This window comes from Aquimarina mytili, assembly GCF_016735115.1.
Taxonomy (GTDB): domain Bacteria; phylum Bacteroidota; class Bacteroidia; order Flavobacteriales; family Flavobacteriaceae; genus Aquimarina; species Aquimarina mytili.
Genome location: NZ_JAERQJ010000008.1, coordinates 104,136 through 118,514, shown reverse-complemented (window position 1 = coordinate 118,514; position 14,379 = coordinate 104,136). Strand labels below are relative to the sequence as shown.

At 33.8% G+C, this 14,379-nt stretch carries 8 protein-coding genes; 4 read left to right on the top strand and 4 right to left on the bottom strand.

The annotated features are described in order from the left end of the window. Positions 1-26 precede the first annotated feature (26 nt). The 4 genes from JJQ60_RS17535 to JJQ60_RS17520 form a co-directional block, all read right to left on the bottom strand. Entirely contained in the window at positions 27-1,172 is a 1,146-nt protein-coding gene (locus JJQ60_RS17535) for a mycothiol transferase (protein WP_201923355.1), read from the bottom strand. A gap of 61 nt (positions 1,173-1,233) precedes the next feature. Continuing rightward, positions 1,234-3,378 (bottom strand): prolyl oligopeptidase family serine peptidase, encoded by a 2,145-nt coding sequence (locus JJQ60_RS17530; RefSeq protein WP_201923353.1) that lies wholly within the window; start codon positions 3,376-3,378, stop codon positions 1,234-1,236. A gap of 72 nt (positions 3,379-3,450) precedes the next feature. Then, positions 3,451-3,600 carry a class I lanthipeptide gene (locus tag JJQ60_RS17525; RefSeq protein WP_201923351.1) on the bottom strand — a complete coding sequence of 50 codons (150 nt, stop codon included), beginning with the start codon at positions 3,598-3,600 and terminating at the stop codon, positions 3,451-3,453. Between the two features lie 126 nt (positions 3,601-3,726). Then, positions 3,727-5,322: a helix-turn-helix domain-containing protein gene (locus tag JJQ60_RS17520; protein WP_201923350.1), complete on the bottom strand. Its 1,596-nt coding sequence runs from the start codon at positions 5,320-5,322 to the stop codon at positions 3,727-3,729. A gap of 439 nt (positions 5,323-5,761) precedes the next feature. On the opposite strand from JJQ60_RS17520, the gene JJQ60_RS17515 reads away from it, so the two are divergent. From JJQ60_RS17515 to JJQ60_RS17500, 4 genes are all read left to right on the top strand, one after another. After that, a complete protein-coding gene (locus JJQ60_RS17515; protein WP_201923348.1) occupies positions 5,762-6,067 on the top strand; it encodes a hypothetical protein in 306 nt (101 codons plus the stop codon). 81 nt (positions 6,068-6,148) lie between these two features. Then, positions 6,149-6,400 (top strand): hypothetical protein, encoded by a 252-nt coding sequence (locus JJQ60_RS17510; protein WP_201923346.1) that lies wholly within the window; start codon positions 6,149-6,151, stop codon positions 6,398-6,400. A 136-nt stretch (positions 6,401-6,536) separates the two neighbouring features. Further along, complete coding sequence (locus tag JJQ60_RS17505) at positions 6,537-10,691, top strand: RHS repeat protein (protein ID WP_201923344.1); 4,155 nt, start codon at positions 6,537-6,539, stop codon at positions 10,689-10,691. A gap of 42 nt (positions 10,692-10,733) precedes the next feature. Next, entirely contained in the window at positions 10,734-14,375 is a 3,642-nt protein-coding gene (locus JJQ60_RS17500) for a DUF6443 domain-containing protein (protein WP_201923342.1), read from the top strand. Positions 14,376-14,379 lie beyond the last annotated feature (4 nt).

Below are 14,379 nucleotides of genomic sequence, written 5' to 3'. Positions count from 1 at the left end.
TTTTAATTAAAACCTAGCAGTATTTATTAGTCAATTTTGTTTTTAGGTAAAGTAATCTTTTTCTTTTCTTCTTCGGGAATTCTTTTTTTAAGCATTAAAATTTGTCCCAAATGGCTGGATTGATGCTCCATAACATGAAACCATGCCCAATGATTATTCATTATTGAACCTGGGCGTAATTGAGATAACCATTCATCATTACGTTTTGATAGTTCCTCAACTGTTTTTTTTCGTACTTCTTTATAAATATCTAAATAATGTGAAATAGGCTTTCCTTTAAACTCATCGCGAGCTTTATCTCCCAGACTTAGGCCAGTTTTCCATTTTGCTTTTTCTTCGTCATTAAATCCACGGTTTTCAAAAGTATAAACCTGGTAATATGCCTCAGCAGCTGCTAGATGCATGACTAATGCCCCAATTCTATTTGCTTTATCATCTAGCAAATGATCTGTTTGTCTTACATCTAGGCCTTGAACCGCACTTTCTACACGCCTACTTAAATTGTTCAACATTGATATCAGAGTTCCAATTTGAGGCGTAAAACCTTCTTCTGCATTTATCGTATTACTATTATTTTTAATTCCTTTCCCTTCTATCATCAGGCAAAAAGATTTATCTTCTTTATTCTTTACAGAGTATGCCGTAAATTCCTTAACATAAACTTTTTCATCCTTACTTATGCCTCTTTTCCAGCCGGGAATCATTTCATTATCAATTTGATTTTCGAATTGTGCATTGCTAAGCGCAAGCTTTTCGTATGTTCCTTTTTCATTTTGTATAAACAACTCAAAATCGTCAAAGTAGAATTTACCATTATTTAAGCATAATCCCCCAAAAGTGATTGTTTTCGAATGTTTGTCAATGGCACCCTCTATTACGTATTTTTTCCATTGGTTTGATGAGATAGGTCTATCCATCATATTATCAAAAAAACCATATTCGCCATTTGTATTATCTACTCTAACCCATAGCCCTGCAAATCCACCCTCAGTTTCTGTTTCTACTCTAACAGATGCCTGTAGTTTAAATTTGGTTTTTTTATTTGCTTTTACGCTTATCGATTGTGAAAACGAAGTCCAGTCCCGAGATACTTTTTTGGTTTGTGAAAATATAGAGAAATTAACGACACAGAGTAGTGTTATGGTTACAGCTTTAAAAAAATATAATGACATGTTATTGTTTAATGTATTAAAAGAGGTAGTCTTTTCATGAAAACAGCTGCAAATGATAGTATTATTTAGGCTGATAATCAGGATGACCAGTTTGCCAAAGAGCGAAAGATAATGCAGTAGCCATAGTTTCAAATTCCTTATCTTTAGTAAACTGAAGTCCATGTCCCGAATCGAATTCTGTTTTTAGTAAAATTGGATTATTAGAGCTGTTTGCCTTTTGAAGTCTAGTTGCAAATTTCATTGATTGCCATGGCGGTACACGAGTATCATTCATACCAGTTGTAATTAATGTCGCCGGATAATTCGTATTATCTTTAATATGATGGTATGCATCCATTGTTAGTAACCCTTTAAATTCTATAGAGTCTTTTACACTCCCAAATTCTTTAGCACTATTAGCACCATTAACACCATTCTCAAGCCGTATGGTATTAAGAATTCCTCTATCAATAATTACTGCAGAGTACAGATCAGGTCTTTCAGTCATTGCTCTACCAATCATAATTCCTCCTGCACTACCGCTCCAAGCCGCAACTTTACCTTTAGAAGTATATTTCTTATCAATAAGATATTCTGTACAGGCAATGAAATCTTTCCAACTATTTGATTTGGTAGTTTTAAAACCTCCTTTGTGCCAAGCATCTCCTTTTTCACCACCTCCACGCACATGTGCTACTGCATATATTCCACCTTCTCTGGCATAGAGTAAAAAAGGGTAATAAGAATTGGGAACCATAGAAGCCCCATATGCTCCATACCCCCTCATTAAAACTGGAGTGCTACCATCAAATTTAATCCCTTTTTTATAAACCAATGATAATGGTACTTCTTCACCGTCATGAGAAGCTACTGTAACTTCTTCAATCATAAGATCATCAAATGGATCTTTAAAACTATCCGTGAATAAATTATACTCATCTAAAGTATTCGTTTCAAAATTAAATAAATAACGTGTCGTTTTGCTCAGCCAACCCTTTATGGCAACTACTACACCGTTTCTTTTAGTACTTAAAGCAATATCTGCTGAAGGTTTGGGTAATTCAATTTCAGAATGTTCACCCTTGTACAATCTATAAAGTTTTGCCTGCACTCCATCAATTACTGTAGAGTAAATCAACCCATTTTTTGTTTCTACAAAGTTTTTAATAATTTCCCCCTTTTTTTCTTTAATTAAAACTTCAGGATTATCAAAATCTGAAGACATGATAGAAGTTTTACAAATCTTGAAGTTAGGAGAGTTTTTAGCAGTGAGATATGTAATACTATCCTGATTAATTAAGTACATTTTTATTTCATGCTCTTTCTTGAATAAAGGTTTCCAATTCCTCTCTGTATTATATAATTGTTCTAGGGAGATATAATAACTATCAAAATATGGTGTAGCCCCTCCTATAATACCTGAGACATACTTGTTATTTACATTATCAATTTCTAGGATAGGAAAATCTTCCGGTTTAATATTAACCTCAGGATTATTTTCTTTAGAAAGGACTTCTATGAAATCTTTAGGATCAGTCCCTAATCTATAAATCACAGCTTTTTTGTTTGGAATAGTATTTTTTGCATTTTGATTGGCGAAAGAAAAGTGAACGTAAGAAATAGAATTGTTATCAGGTAACCATTGAATCCCACCACCACCAGTAGGCTTACAATTATTAATTACACCCGATACAATAGTTTTAGTTTTCACATCGAGTATAATCATTTGTGAATATTCGTCTTCATCTTTATTTATACTTATTACTATTTTACTACCATCCCAACTTGGTTTAATATAATTAATTTGATATTCAGATTTTGATTCGGGTTGATACTTTTTAGGATCAAATAGCTCCGTTTCTTTACCTTTAATACTATTTCGATAGTAAAGCCTAGAAACATTTTCATTAGCATTTCTTTTAAGGTAAAATATTTGGTCATTATTAGTAATCTGTAGTTTAGATGTCACATAGTTTCTTTTATTATCATAAATTGCTTGTTTATCGATAAGATTTTGCCTGTTGGGAATACTATTTAATAGAAGATTAGTTTCGGTATTCTGCTTTTTTACCCAATCTAAAATGGAACTGTCACGTTCTACATATTCTAAATATCTATGTGGATCTTCAATTTTATGCCCAAAATAGACATCAACCGGAACATTTTGAGAAGTTAATTCACAACTTGATAAAACTAATAACAACAAAATGTAAAAAAGTTTGTTCATTCAAATATATTAAATCGTTATGGTGAATAAAAACTCCCTGCATTTCTATACAGGAAGTCAATATTATTAATTTTAGTCACAATTTTGTGAGTAAATAGTTCCTCCTGCAACATCACAATCCCCTGATCCATTTCCTCCTTTAACTTGGGTCATTTTTGTACTATTCAATTTTGTTACTTTAATCTTGTCTAAAGATAATTTTTTTGAACTCTGTTTTTTCATTTTTATGATTTTAATTTACTGGTGTAAAAGTAGATAATTAAACTATAATTTCACCAAAACTACCCTTAGAGTATGGTTAAATTTATAAATTTTAAACGTGATTAAATCGTTTTTTTTGACCTAAACTTACTGATTTTCAGAGTTTTTTATGAAATATGAGGGATGTTGTCCTGTTTTCTTATAAAAAGCACTAGAAAAGGATTGTATACTATTAAACCCTACCTCTTTCGCAATAGATTTTATAGTATAAAGTCGAAACTTATTATTAGTTTTTATTTGTTCAATACAATACTCTATTCTAAGATCATTAACATAATTTGCAAAATTTTTATTTTTATGGGTATTAATAATTTTAGACAAATAGGTGGAATTAGTTTTAAAACTTTTGGCAACTTTGGTCATAGTAAGATCACTTTTTAAAAACATATGTTCTTCTTCAAAACTCTTCAATTTCTTGATGATATCATCAGTAACTTCAGCTGCTATTTCAAGTTCTTTAATTTTAGGTTTGTTCAAACTTTTTGCTTCTATTTTAAGAAGGTTTTCATTATAATTCTTTTGATATTGTGCCTGTTTTCTTTTGTGAAAATAAATATAAAACAATGTTAGTAGTATAATAACACTTATTCCAATTAGAATAAGGTTATACTTTGATTTTTCATTTTTATTTTGAATCCCATCAATTAATAAGTTTTTTTCTTTTATTAATTTCGCAGTGTCATAATTCTTGATGATATCTATATTAAGTTTATTATGTTTTTTATTATGAATACTATCGAAACGAATTAGCTTCTGTAATAACCTAAGTTGATTGTTTTTATCATCAACAGTTTTGTAATGTTCTATTAATAAAGTAAATGCTTCTCTAACATTAGGAGAATAATTAGATACTTCCATGATCGAATCTACCTTTTTTAGATATACCAAAGCTTTATCTTGTTTTCCCATTGCATTTAAGCTTTTTCCAATCCATAAGTATGTAACGGCTTTACTTGAATTATTTTTTTTTGAAGACAGTAATTCATTCGCTTTTGACAGGCTGTCAATGGCAGTTTTAAAGTCTTTTCTTAGGTAGCTATTTATTCCATAAGTCACTAATATTTCTGGGTAATAATATTGCTTTTCACCATTAAGAGTTGCAGTAATTGCTTTTTTGACGTAAACATGTGCTGAATCAATATTATTAAGCCTGTTATAAGTACCAGATATTTTGAACAATGAAATTACATAATGAGGGCGAAATTTATCTAAAGTATCTTGTTTTTTTATAAATTCTAGATTGTCCAAATAGGTTTTTAATGCCTCTTCATTTTCTCCTATAGTATTTTTTAATAGTCCGATATTATGTTTTATAGCGACAACATTTTCAGAATCACTATGCGATTCTGCATGTTCAAGTCCCAATAGATAAGCATCCAAAGCTTCACTATATTGATTTTTTTCGTACAAAATAAGTCCCTTAAACAAATAACCTCTTGTAGGATATTTATAGTATTTTTTATTCTTGGTAATTGCTATGATTGAATCTGCGTATAATAATACTTGTTTTGGTTTGCGTATCTTCAAATTACAGAACAGATGATAACCATTGGCAATTTCAAACGTATCTATAAGTTTTTTAGCTTTTATTAAATATGCATTAGCATATGCCTTAGCAAGTATGGAATCGTTTCTATTGATGTAGAAGTTTTTTTCAATCTCTTTAAAAGTTTGTTTAGACAATGAATCAGATTTTTTTTCAATCCGGATAGATTCATTTATAAAATTATCTGATACATTAGACTCATTTTGCGAGAAAACACAGGAAAATACTGAACTTAAAATAGAAATAGTAAATACATAAGCAAGGTTATTCATTTTTATAGTAGGTAATAGTGCCAGGCTACTAACATCATTCTAAGAATGTGTGTTAGTTATTAAATTAATAATTTAGGGGTAAAAGATCATAATTATCTTTTCAAATATTTCAATTATTATAATCTAGCGGCTAAGATACAATTCAAAAATCAAAATATAAAATTAGTTAATTATCAGTAGGTTAGCGCCGATATTTTTATCAATAGATTTATAAATTTTACATTCAAAATTTATAAATTGAGGGATACTCCCCTTGCAAATCACTTGATACTTCCCATACTTTTGACCCAACAAAAACAAACAAATGGAAGCCTACCTACAACAACAAAAGCACCATTACTTTGCGACTATCTTGCAAGCACTGCATTTTAAAATGGATGCATTTATATATAATCTTGTGCATCATAGTCCATATGAGACATTACTGTATCGCTGGATGGTTAAGCTCTATAAAAAAGGCAAGACTAGCGAAGAAGCATTGCAGCTCATTTATAAAGCAAGAAATATAATATTACTCACCCCAACAACTGGCTTGTATAGCTATCCGATATGTACTTCTAAACCCCAAAGAAATATATCAAATCCCAACAAACCATCAACTAACAAATAACAGCCAGAAACCAACTACGTAAACCTTCCCCCATGATTGTAATCAATATTCAAAATTAATAACCATTAAAGGGAAAAAACTATGAACATCATTATCAAACAAATAGAACTCATACAACGCATCGACAGATTAATTCGTATGCAAGCCACGGGTCCTGCAGAGGATTTATCATATCGCCTCGGGGTTTCAAAAACGAAACTATATCGCACTATAAATGTAATGAAAGAACTGGATGCCCCTATCGTTTATGATTTTAAAGCACAAAGTTTTGTATATGAAAAAGCCGTAGGATTTAGAGTTGGTTTTTTTGATAAAAAACAAGTAAGTGCTTAAGCTAGACACACTGAGTAAAGATAGTAACTTCTATATGTAATTGCTTTTTTGATTCATCTAAAAAGCAACAACCCGTCTACAAACAATAATTAACAATATTAAATTTTAACATTTAGAAATCCCCCAGTATCGAAAAATGAAACTGGTATTGTCTAACATTGCACCAGGAAAACAAAAACAACAATCAAGTTCAGTCATGCAGAAATATTTATATTTTATTATTTTCATTTTATTAAAAACAGGACTATTTGCTCAGTTTCAAGCTGGAAGTGGCCCTATTGATATTCCTAATTTGTTTCCAGCTTCTCCCGAAGCATCAACACTAGGAAAATATGGGGATATCCCGGTAAATTTAAGTATAGGTACCATTAATCATTCAATACCTATCTATACCATTAAAGAAAATGGTTTTGAATTACCCATAAGTTTAAGTTACACATATACAGGGCTACTTGTTGATGAAATCCCAGGGATCACTGGGTTAGGGTGGTCATTAAATGCCGGTGGTATTATTACCCGACAGCTTAGAGGTAGACCCGATGAAGAACCTAATGGTTATATCGGAACCAATCAAATGGGTAAAAAATGGGTTATCCCATATGTAAACAATCAACTATCCTCAATAGATCAAAATACATTTAAAGAAAATGCAGCTTCAGGTATATGGGATACCCAACCAGATAAGTTTATGATCAGTGTAGGCAATGTTCAGGCTAGTTTTTACTTTGATGAAAACAAAAATGCAGTGATCAAACCCTATAAGCCGTATAACATTGAAGTAATCAACGATGATTTTAACCAGGGGATTAAAGTAACTGATGATAATGGGATACAGTATTTTTTTCAAGCTACGGAAATTACCAAAAGGATTCCTCCAATTGGGATCAATGATCTTCTCTCCACTCCTGTTACTGGCTATATTTCTAGCTGGAAACTAACTAAAATTGAACTCCCAAACCATAGAAGCATTCATCTTAATTACACTGGATATTATCATACACAAGAAACAATTTCACAAACGTATACGAAACCGATAGGATCAAGTGGATGTGCAAATAACTTAAGAAGTTCAAGAGCAAGATATAGCATATCTTCAAAAATCATAGAAAGTATCTCATTTTCTTTAGGTACAATAGAGTTTGCTACAACTCGACCAAATATTACCGAGCTCAACCAGTATCTCGCTAGCCTAGATAACATAAAGGTAAAAGACACTTTTGGCAAAGAAATTTTTAATTATAGCCTTCAATATGATAGTGCTACTAAAACCAAAAAGTTACTTACGGGAATCACTATTAATAATGATATCAGCAATCGCTACCAATTTGAATATAATGGAGCTGCATCAGATAATATTTTATTCTATAAGCAGGATTTTTGGGGATATGCTAATGCAAATAATACAGGAAAGTTAGTCAATATTGATGATCTTTATGGTCCAAGAAAACCTAGTTTTGAGGATTGTTCTAAAGGAGCATTGCAAAAAATCATTTATCCCACCAAAGGAAGTACAGAGTTTGAGTATGAACAAAACACCTATGATCCAGGAATCAATGGTGATGAATATGATGATTTTTATGATGTTGGTGATTCTCCTTGTGCAATCTCAAATAGTTTTTATGGTGCTGCTGCTTCAGCAACGGGGGGAGACGATTTTGGAGCAAATGAATTTACCATTACAGAAAATACTGCCGCCGAAATTACCATTTCTGTAACCAAAGCGGCTACTGCTGGTAGTGTTATTGCAAAAATTCATGAGAAAAACACTGCAGATGATGCGGAAACTGCTTGTCAATCAAGTAGTATAGGCGAATGTAATCGTAGTTATCCATGTTCAATAGCACAACTTAGCTACGGAGGAGGGTTTTTACAGCCAGGTCAAGAGCTTAAAAATAGTTTTACAAAAAAAGTGTATTTAAAAGCAGGGACCTATTCTCTTTCAGTATCAGTTAGAAATGCCGCTCCTGATGGTCATGTTGAGGGATCTGTTCGTGTAAATGTCAATAGAGGCAACGAAATTCCTGTACAAGCAAGATCAAGAGAAACGGGAGGAATCAGAATAAAAACGATTACAAGTTGCCCTGATACCGACCCAGCAAACTGCATTACTAAAGAATATAGTTATGAGACTGCTGATCATATTAGTCAAGGAGTTCTTTTTAGACGAAGAAATTTAACTACCTATGAGTACGGAACTACGTCTTCCGTATCTGGAGGTGTTCAAACTTGCGTGTTCAGAAGCTATTCAAGTTCTAGTAATATGCCGTTAGGGTATAATATGGGAAGCCATATTATTTATAAACAGGTTACAGAAAAATTTACATCAGCTAATGGTACCAATGGGACACGAAAATTAACTTTTGGTCATAACATACCAGAACCCCTTGTTTTTCCATTTCCAGCAAAAGATGATAATGCTTATAAAAATGGAAAAACTCTTAAAGAAGAAGTTGCTGATGCTAATGGTACAGTATTAAAAGAAACAGTAAATCACTATGATTTTGATGATAATCTCAACTATGCTGGTAGAGTGTATTCTGTAAAAGTAGGACAAACTGGATTTATCCCCACCGGTCCCGGAATCTATGCCGTGGATACAGAAATATTTGATGCAAGTCGTAATGTAGATCGATTGATTCAAACCTCAGTCACTGATCATTTAAATGGCTCTAGTATAAACACCCAGAATTTTTATCGATATAATAACCCACAGGGCCATCTTAAAGAACAAGAAACGATCAATAGTGATCTTGAGAAAACTATTACCAAGTATTTCTATGCTTACGATTTCAACACTGCTATAGCAAATAGTTTATCTGGTTTGAACAGGATTTCTTCACCCATACAAACCCAACTATTCGAAGATCAAAAACTGCTTAATACTCAAAACACCACATATAAAAACTGGGGGAATAACATCCTACTTCCTGAAGTGATCAAAACGGCAAAACAGACTGACCCTCAAGAACCCAGGTTAATGTATTATAATTACGATGATTTTGGTAATCCATTAGCGGTATCAAAAGAAGATGGTACGCATATCATTTATGTATGGGGATATCAGGATATCCACCCTATTGCTAAAATTGAAAATGCTACGTATACTGAAGTACAACCGTATGAGGCTGATCTGAAAGCAAAAGCTAATGCAGATAATGATAATTGTAGATCGGCTAACTGTAAAGAACAAATTCTAAAAGTGGCTTTGCAAGAATTACGAAATGGGTTACCCAAGGCAATGGTTACTACCTATACTTATGATCCTTTGATAGGAGTAACCAGTATCACAGACCCCAAAGGATATACGACTTATTACGAATATGATAACCTAAATCGTTTAATGCATATACGTGATGCCGAAGGTCATATCATTGATAAGTTTTATTATAACTATACCGATCAATTGTATACTCCTCTGCAAATAAGCATTGCTTCGAATCCATGGATGGAAACAGGAACCAATGTTGTTATTAAACCATCTATAGAGGGAGGGTCTGACAATTTTAGCTACCTCTGGAAGGTGACTAAACCGGGTAATGTGATTGAACACTACAGCACTAAAGATGTTAATCTACAGACGGGCAATACAACTGGGATGACAACCATAACCCTTACTGTAAAAGATAAGCTTACCGGAATAGAAAGAACGGCGGGTAAATCAATATCAGTGTATCATCCTTTAGCAGCAACAACCAATCACCCATCACAAGTAGATCTTTATACTACGGCAAGTTTTTCGGCAGCGCCTAATGGAGGATCAGGAAATTATAGCTACAGTTGGACCGTTAGAAATACCTTCACGAATCACAGTTTTACTTCTGCACAAAAGTCTTTTAGCAGAGCCATGGGGTGCTATTATTATGGTAATGTAGCTGTAACCTGTGTGATTACCGATAATGTCACTCAAAGGAGTAAAACGATCAATACTTCCTTAACGGTAGGAGAAATGAAGCCGCGTACCGCTACAATCCTTAAACATCCTGTAAGTCAGAATTCAACCTCAGAGACTTTTGATGTAAGTGCACGCCTTTCTGATGGATCTGGAAATTATAGCCGCCAATGGTATGTCAATGGTGTAAGACAAAGCGGTTCTTCTCCAAGGTTAAGAGTGTCTTGTAGTGGACCAAGATCTATAGAGGTAAAATGTGTTGTCACAGATAATTGTATTCGCCAAACGGCTACAGCAATTAGAACATTTACCGTTAATCCATCCTGGTGTTCTAGTGGAGGTGGTGGAGGTAATGGCGATGGTCCAAACCCAATTGATAATAGCGATAACTATAATCAATAAAGATAACACAAGATAATTCAAAGACATAAAACATACGATTTGATGAAAACAATAATCAATACATCTATATATATCATAGTAGTGCTAACAACCATTGTAGCCTCCTATGGGCAAGAGCTAGAGCTTTCTGATGGCCAAAACTATATGATGGCGGTTAAGGCACAACAACCTTTTGCCAACGTAACCGAGTTAGAAACGGCTCCACAAGAACAAAAGATTTATAATATCACCTATTATGATGGATTGGGGAGACCCATGCAACAAACGGCCATTAATGCTTCGCCTAATAGTAAAGATATTATTACTCATATTAAATATGATAGTTATGGTAGACAAACCAAGCAATATTTACCCTATGTAGCATCCAAAACATCAGGAAGCTATAGAGAAGTTAATGTGTCACACCATATCAATACCTACTATAAAAATAAGTATACTAATGATTTTCCTGGAATTACAGACATGAATCAGATCAATGCCTATAGCGAAAGTGTATATGAAGCCTCTCCTCTTAATCGTGTTAGAGAGCAAGGCGCACCGGGAAAAGCATGGAAGGCCAATGCAAGCAGTGATACTGATCATACCATCAAATTTGATTGGGGTACCAATAGCATCAATGAGGTGGTACATTTTGAAGTGACCTTTGAGAATGGTGATGCAAAAAAGCCACAACTCATCAAAAATGCTGCTAATTATACTGCAGGGAAACTATTTGTAACCATCACAAAAGATGAAAACTGGCAACCTGGTCAAACCTACCCTAATGATCATACTACTAAAGAGTATACAGACAAACTAGGTAGAATAGTTTTAAAACGTACTTATAATGAAGGAGTAGAACATGATACCTATTATGTGTATGATGACTTTGGAAATCTTACTTATGTACTACCACCCAAAGTAACTACTGACAATGGAGTATCGGTTAGCGAACTTGCCGAGCTATGTTATCAATACCACTACGACCACCGTAACCGTCTGATCGAAAAGAAAATCCCAGGTAAAGGCTGGGAGTATATTGTGTACAATAAATTGGATCAGCCGATAATGACTCAAGATGCCAATATGCGCAAAGAAAACTCTGGCAGGGCTAAAGATGAGTGGTTGTTTACTAAATATGATGCCTATGGTCGAGTAGCCTATACCGGTAAGATTACAGAAGATAAAGATAGAACGGCTCTACAAAACGAAGTGAATGCGTATACAGAAAACCTATGGGTAGAAAGGGCTAATGCCGCAAGTATTGGAAGTGTTACTATGTATTATACCGATGGAGGGTATCCTAAAGTAAGTACTGCTGAAGTATTAACTATAAACTATTATGATGATTATGGGTTTTTAGCTCATGAAGATGCTGTCTTTAATAACCCAACGATAGTGTATGGTGAACCGGTAAGTAACAACACAAAATCGTTATCCACAGGATCAAAAGTAAAAGTGTTAGGTACATCATATTGGACCACCACGGCTACCTATTACGATAAAAATGCCAGACCGATCTATATCGTCTCAAGCAATAAAGAGTTTTTAGAAACTACCGATATTATAGCAACCAAGCTAGATTTTGTAGGTAAAGTTTTAGAAACGACTACTACACATACCAAAGGGAGTTATACAACAATTAAAACGGTGGATACTTTTATCTATGATCATATAGGTCGATTACTTACCCAAACCCAAAAGATTAATGATCAACAAGAAGAACAAATTATAGCCAACACCTATGATGAATTAGGACAACTACAATCAAAAACCGTAGGAGGTGGGTTGCAAGATGTAGACTACCAATACAATATACGAGGGTGGCTCAAAGGCATTAATGATGTTAATAATCCGGGGGCTGATTTATTTTCTTTTAGATTGTATTATAATGATGTTGCAACAGCATACCTGGATAAAGCACTGTATAACGGTAATATAAGCCAGACGTATTGGCGTACAGCTAACCAAGACAATGCTTTAAAAGCGTATACCTACTCTTATGATGCTCTTAACCGTATTACCAAAGCAGAAAGTGGCAGTGGTCGTTATAATCTTTCTGGTGTTACCTATGATAAGATGGGGAATATCCTAACTCTGCAACGCACAGGTGCTATTGTAGAAAATATCAACCCTGCGGTAGGTGAGCATTTTGGGATAATGGATAACCTGGGGTATACCTATGACCATGGTAACAAACTAAAAAGCGTAGCCGATACAGGAAGTAAAGATTATGGTTTTAAAGACGGGGCCAATACCAATGATGATTTTGAGTATGATGCCAATGGCAATATGATCATCGATCAAAATAAAGGTATTACAGGGATTACCTACAACCACCTAAACCTACCCGAAATAGTTACCATCTCTAATAGCGAAGGTGCCGGAAATATTACCTATATTTACGACGCTACAGGAGCAAAATTAAAGAAGATCGCTCCTAGTGGAAGTTCTTTTACAGAAACGGAGTATGCGGGTGGATATGTCTATAAGAATGACCAACTTGAGTATTTTTCTATACCAGAAGGGTATGTGACTCCAAATGGAAGTTCTTACCGATACGTGTATCAATATAAAGATCACTTAGGAAATACTCGTTTAAGCTATACTAAGAATGATAATGGTAGTATAGAGATTGTTGAAGAGAGAAATTATTATCCTTTTGGACTGACTCATCTAGGCTATAATAACTTCGTATCTTCTTTAGGGAATTCTACAGCGCAATTATTAAGTTTTAGTGGTAAAGAAGAACAAAATGAGATTAGTTTAGGGTGGTTAGATTTTGGCGCGAGGAATTATAATTCCTCCATTGGTCGTTGGATGAATATTGATAATCTGAGTGAAGATTATATAGAATGGAGCCCTTATAATTATGCTCTTAACAATCCTATTTATTTTATAGACCCCGATGGAAATAGTGCAACAGATGTCTGGTCATATAATACTGATACAAATCAATTAGAGTGGGTAAGTGATGTTGGAGGAAGTGAAATTCAGTTTGTTGGTATTACTAATAATCAAGGAGAAAATTTAGGTTTAGCCTCTGTATCCGGAGATGATGTGTATGTAGCTGAACTCGAAAATAGTGTTTTTGTTTCAAGTTATGATGCCACTTCTGATATTCCCGAAGGGTATAATTCAGTATCGGGATATAGTTATACAGGTCTAGATTTGAAAAAAAGACATGAATTAAAAGGTTTAGGAGGAGTATTTTGGGGGTTAATACAAGAAGCAGAAACTAATGGACAAGCAGTTCCAATTCATAGTAAAACTGCCGTTGATCAATATGTTGAACAATGGGGAACTAATTCAGCTTTCTGGTTTGGGGCTAAGCATTATTTTATGCCAGAAGGAGGAGCTAGAGGAGTTGCTCAAAGAGGTTATAATGCGTTAAGAAAGCCGGGGCGTTCTTTAGAACAGGCCCTAGATGGTTCTAAATCATCAGCAAGAGGAGCTGTTAGAAATATGTTCAAAAGCAATATAAGCAAATCTCCTGCTTATCGAAGCATTTCAGGTAAGACTTCGTCTAAATCCGGCTCTATAAGTAAATCCGTTTCCGGAGGTAGTAGTCAGACAAATGCTAGTAAAATTAAGAATTCTTGGAATCAATTTTTAAATGCTAATAAAGGGAAGTATTCTGGTAAGAATTGGATACAAAGAGCTTCCAGAGATTATAAAGCATTAAAAAGTAGTACTCAACAATAAAATG

What these genes read in the sequence shown, in the direction of transcription:
- JJQ60_RS17535 (WP_201923355.1), bottom strand. Translation starts at nt 1,172, where the DNA reads ATGTCATTATATTTTTTTAAAGCTGTAACCATAACACTACTCTGTGTC.
- JJQ60_RS17530 (WP_201923353.1), bottom strand. Translation starts at nt 3,378, where the DNA reads ATGAACAAACTTTTTTACATTTTGTTGTTATTAGTTTTATCAAGTTGT.
- JJQ60_RS17525 (WP_201923351.1), bottom strand. Translation starts at nt 3,600, where the DNA reads ATGAAAAAACAGAGTTCAAAAAAATTATCTTTAGACAAGATTAAAGTA.
- JJQ60_RS17515 (WP_201923348.1), top strand. Translation starts at nt 5,762, where the DNA reads ATGGAAGCCTACCTACAACAACAAAAGCACCATTACTTTGCGACTATC.
- JJQ60_RS17510 (WP_201923346.1), top strand. Translation starts at nt 6,149, where the DNA reads ATGAACATCATTATCAAACAAATAGAACTCATACAACGCATCGACAGA.
- JJQ60_RS17505 (WP_201923344.1), top strand. Translation starts at nt 6,537, where the DNA reads ATGAAACTGGTATTGTCTAACATTGCACCAGGAAAACAAAAACAACAA.
- JJQ60_RS17500 (WP_201923342.1), top strand. Translation starts at nt 10,734, where the DNA reads ATGAAAACAATAATCAATACATCTATATATATCATAGTAGTGCTAACA.